Source organism: Streptomyces himastatinicus ATCC 53653 (assembly GCF_000158915.1).
Lineage (GTDB): Bacteria > Actinomycetota > Actinomycetes > Streptomycetales > Streptomycetaceae > Streptomyces > Streptomyces himastatinicus.
Genome location: NZ_GG657754.1, coordinates 2,452,666 through 2,455,677, shown reverse-complemented (window position 1 = coordinate 2,455,677; position 3,012 = coordinate 2,452,666). Strand labels below are relative to the sequence as shown.

Below are 3,012 nucleotides of genomic sequence, written 5' to 3'. Positions count from 1 at the left end.
CGCCGCCGACCGCCGTCGGCAGGGCGAGCCGGTGCTCGCCCGCGTACACGTTCATCGACGTGCCGCGCAGGAAGCCGACCAGCGTCAGCCCCGCCTCGTCCGCCAGGTCCACGGCCAGTGAGGACGGCGCCGAGACCGCGGCCAGTACCGGGATCCCCGCCATGACCGCCTTCTGCGCCAGCTCGAAGGAGGCCCGGCCGGAGACCAGCAGCACCGCCCCGGACAGTGGCAGCAGCCCCTGCTGGAGGGCGCGCCCGACCAGCTTGTCCACCGCGTTGTGGCGGCCCACGTCCTCCCGTACGTCCAGCAGCTCGCCCTCCGGCGTGAACAGCGCCGCCGCGTGCAGCCCGCCGGTGCGGTCGAAGACGCGCTGGGCGGCGCGCAGCCGGTCGGGCAGGGCGGTCAGGGTCTCCGGGGTGATGCGGACGGGGGTGCCCGGGTCGTCGTCCGGCCCGTCCAGCTTCCAGCGTGCCGTGGTGCGGACGGCGTCCAGGCTGGCCTTGCCGCACAGGCCGCAGGACGAGGTCGTGTAGACGTTGCGCTCGAGGGTGATGTCGGGGACGGGCACGCCCGGGGCGAGCTTCACGTCCACCACGTTGTAGGTGTTGGAGCCGTCCTCGGTCGCGCCCGCGCAGTACACGATGTTCGCCAGTTCGTCCGCGCTGCCGAGCACGCCCTCGCTCACCAGGAAACCCGCGGCCAGCGCGAAGTCGTCGCCCGGTGTGCGCATGGTGATCGCCAGTGGCCGCCCGTTCAGCCGGATCTCCAGCGGCTCCTCGGCCACCAGGGTGTCCGGGCGGGTGCTGACCACCCCGTCCCGGAGGCGGATGACGCGGCGTCGCTCAGTGACCCGTCCCATTCGATCAGTCCCGGTTCTGTGCGTGGGTTGCGTGCGTAGGTTGCGTGCGTGGGTGCGTGCGTGCTGGGAGGTCTCATTGTCCTGCACGCGGGCCTGAGACCGTAGCCCCGGTGTGCGTAAACTGTAGACAATAACCAATCCGGAACCACCAATCCGGGAATCCGGCCGACGCCGATCCACAGGGGGCGCGATGCTGTCCAAGGGGCTGCCGCAGGGCGCGGTGCCGAGACTGGAGCGGCCCGGGCCGCTGCGCGAGCGGGTCTACGAAGCCCTGCTCGAACTCATCACCACCCGCGCCCTCCGCCCCGGCCAGCACCTCGTCGAGAGCGAACTGGCGAGCCAGCTCGGCGTCTCCCGGCAGCCGGTGCGCGAAGCACTCCAGCGGCTCAACACCGAGGGGTGGGTCGATCTGCGCCCGGCGCAGGGAGCGTTCGTCCACGAGCCGACGGAGGAGGAGGCCGATCAGCTCCTCACCGTCCGCACCCTGCTGGAGGCCGAGGCCGCGCGGCTGGCCGCCGCGGGCGCGGGGCCGGAGGGGGTCGCGGCGCTGGAGGAGGTGTGCGCTACCGGTGAACGGGCCGTCCTGGACGACGACGTGGACGGCGCGGTAGCCGCGAACGCCGAGTTCCACGCCACGGTGATGGCGCTCGCCGGGAACGCCGTGCTGGCGGATCTGGCCGCCCAGGTGCACCGCCGGGTCCGCTGGTACTACACCCCGGTGGCCCGGCAGCGCGGCAAGCAGTCCTGGATCGAGCACCGCGAGCTGATCGCCGCCATCGCCCGGCGCGACGAACGGCGCGCCACGGAGATCATGCGCGCGCATACGGAGCACACGCGCCGCAGCTATCACGAGCGCCCCAGCGACTGACACCGCCGAGCGGCCCCCCTGCGGCTGACTGCCGGGTCGTGTCCGGGCCCCGTGGCCTCAGCCGCGGGTCCCGTCCATGCGCTCGACCGCCACCTTGGCCTCCTTGAGGTCCGCGTCCGTGATCTCGCGGTACTCCTTGATGGCCTGGATCTTCTTGTTCTCGCGCAGCAGGGCCGTCACCCGCTCCATGCCCGGCTCCTCCTGACGGATGCCCAGGTGGTCGAGGATCAGATCCGCCTTGCGCTCCAGCCGGGCGTTCCGGCGCTCCAGCCGCTTGAGGCGGGCTTCCAGGCTGCCGTACACCAGGACGACGACCACGAGGGTGGCAAAGCTGGCTATTTCCATGATCGACATGATAGCGGCGCGGCCGTGACGGGAAATCGCCCCTGCCTCACCTCTAGTTTGTCCTTCCACAGGAGAAAGTCCGCATGGATTGCGGCGCAAGTTCTTCCCACCCCCGACAACCGCTGCTACGTTCCCCGTGAAAGCCCGACCATGTGCATGCCGATGACGGCGGGAGGGGCGGCGTGAGGCGCATGACGGCACGACCCGCGAACGCGCATCAGGCCCGGCTGCTCCGCCTGTTGCGCGACGGCGGCCCCAACTCCCGGGCTCAACTGGGCGATCAGATCGACCTCTCGCGTTCCAAGCTCGCCGTCGAGATCGACCGGTTGCTGGAGACCGGGCTGGTGATCGCCGACGGACTCGCCGCCTCACGGGGTGGGCGCCGCTCGCACAACATACGGCTCGCGCCCGCCCTGCGGCTGCTCGGCGTCGACATCGGCGCCACCTCCGTCGACGTGGCCGTGACCAACGCGGAACTGGAGATTCTCGGCCACCTCACACAGCCCATGGACGTCCGCGAGGGCCCGGTCGCGGTGTTCGAACAGGTGCTGGCCATGGCCGCCAAGCTCCGCGCCTCCGGCGTCGCGGAGGGGTTCGACGGCGCGGGCATCGGAGTGCCGGGCCCCGTCCGGTACCCCGAGGGCGTGCCCGTCGCGCCGCCGATCATGCCGGGCTGGGACGGCTTCCCCGTACGGGAGGCACTCAGCCAGGAACTGGGCTGCCCCGTCATGGTCGACAACGACGTGAACCTCATGGCGATGGGGGAGCAGCACGCCGGAGTCGCCCGCTCCGTCAAGGACTTCCTCTGCGTCAAGATCGGCACCGGTATCGGCTGCGGCATCGTGGTCGGGGGCGATGTCTACCGCGGTACGACCGGCAGCGCGGGCGACATCGGGCACATCCAGGCCGAGCCCGACGGCCGCCCCTGCGCCTGCGGCAA

The 3,012-nt window shown here is 71.5% G+C and carries 4 protein-coding genes; 2 read left to right on the top strand and 2 right to left on the bottom strand.

From position 1 onward, the window contains the following. Positions 1–859: formate dehydrogenase accessory sulfurtransferase FdhD (fdhD, locus tag SSOG_RS09670; RefSeq protein WP_009714034.1), on the bottom strand; the 859-nt coding region annotated here is incomplete at its 3' end. Positions 860–1,049: 190 nt separating this feature from the next. On the opposite strand from fdhD, the gene SSOG_RS09665 reads away from it, so the two are divergent. After that, positions 1,050–1,727, top strand: a complete 678-nt coding sequence (locus SSOG_RS09665) for a GntR family transcriptional regulator (protein WP_009714033.1) — start codon at positions 1,050–1,052, stop codon at positions 1,725–1,727. 57 nt (positions 1,728–1,784) lie between these two features. On the opposite strand, the gene SSOG_RS09660 is transcribed toward SSOG_RS09665, so the two are convergent. Then, positions 1,785–2,072 (bottom strand): ribosomal protein L7/L12, encoded by a 288-nt coding sequence (locus SSOG_RS09660; protein WP_039940881.1) that lies wholly within the window; start codon positions 2,070–2,072, stop codon positions 1,785–1,787. Positions 2,073–2,263: 191 nt separating this feature from the next. On the opposite strand from SSOG_RS09660, the gene SSOG_RS09655 reads away from it, so the two are divergent. Continuing rightward, positions 2,264–3,012 (top strand): ROK family transcriptional regulator (locus SSOG_RS09655; RefSeq protein WP_009714031.1); only part of this gene is annotated, 749 nt, incomplete at its 3' end.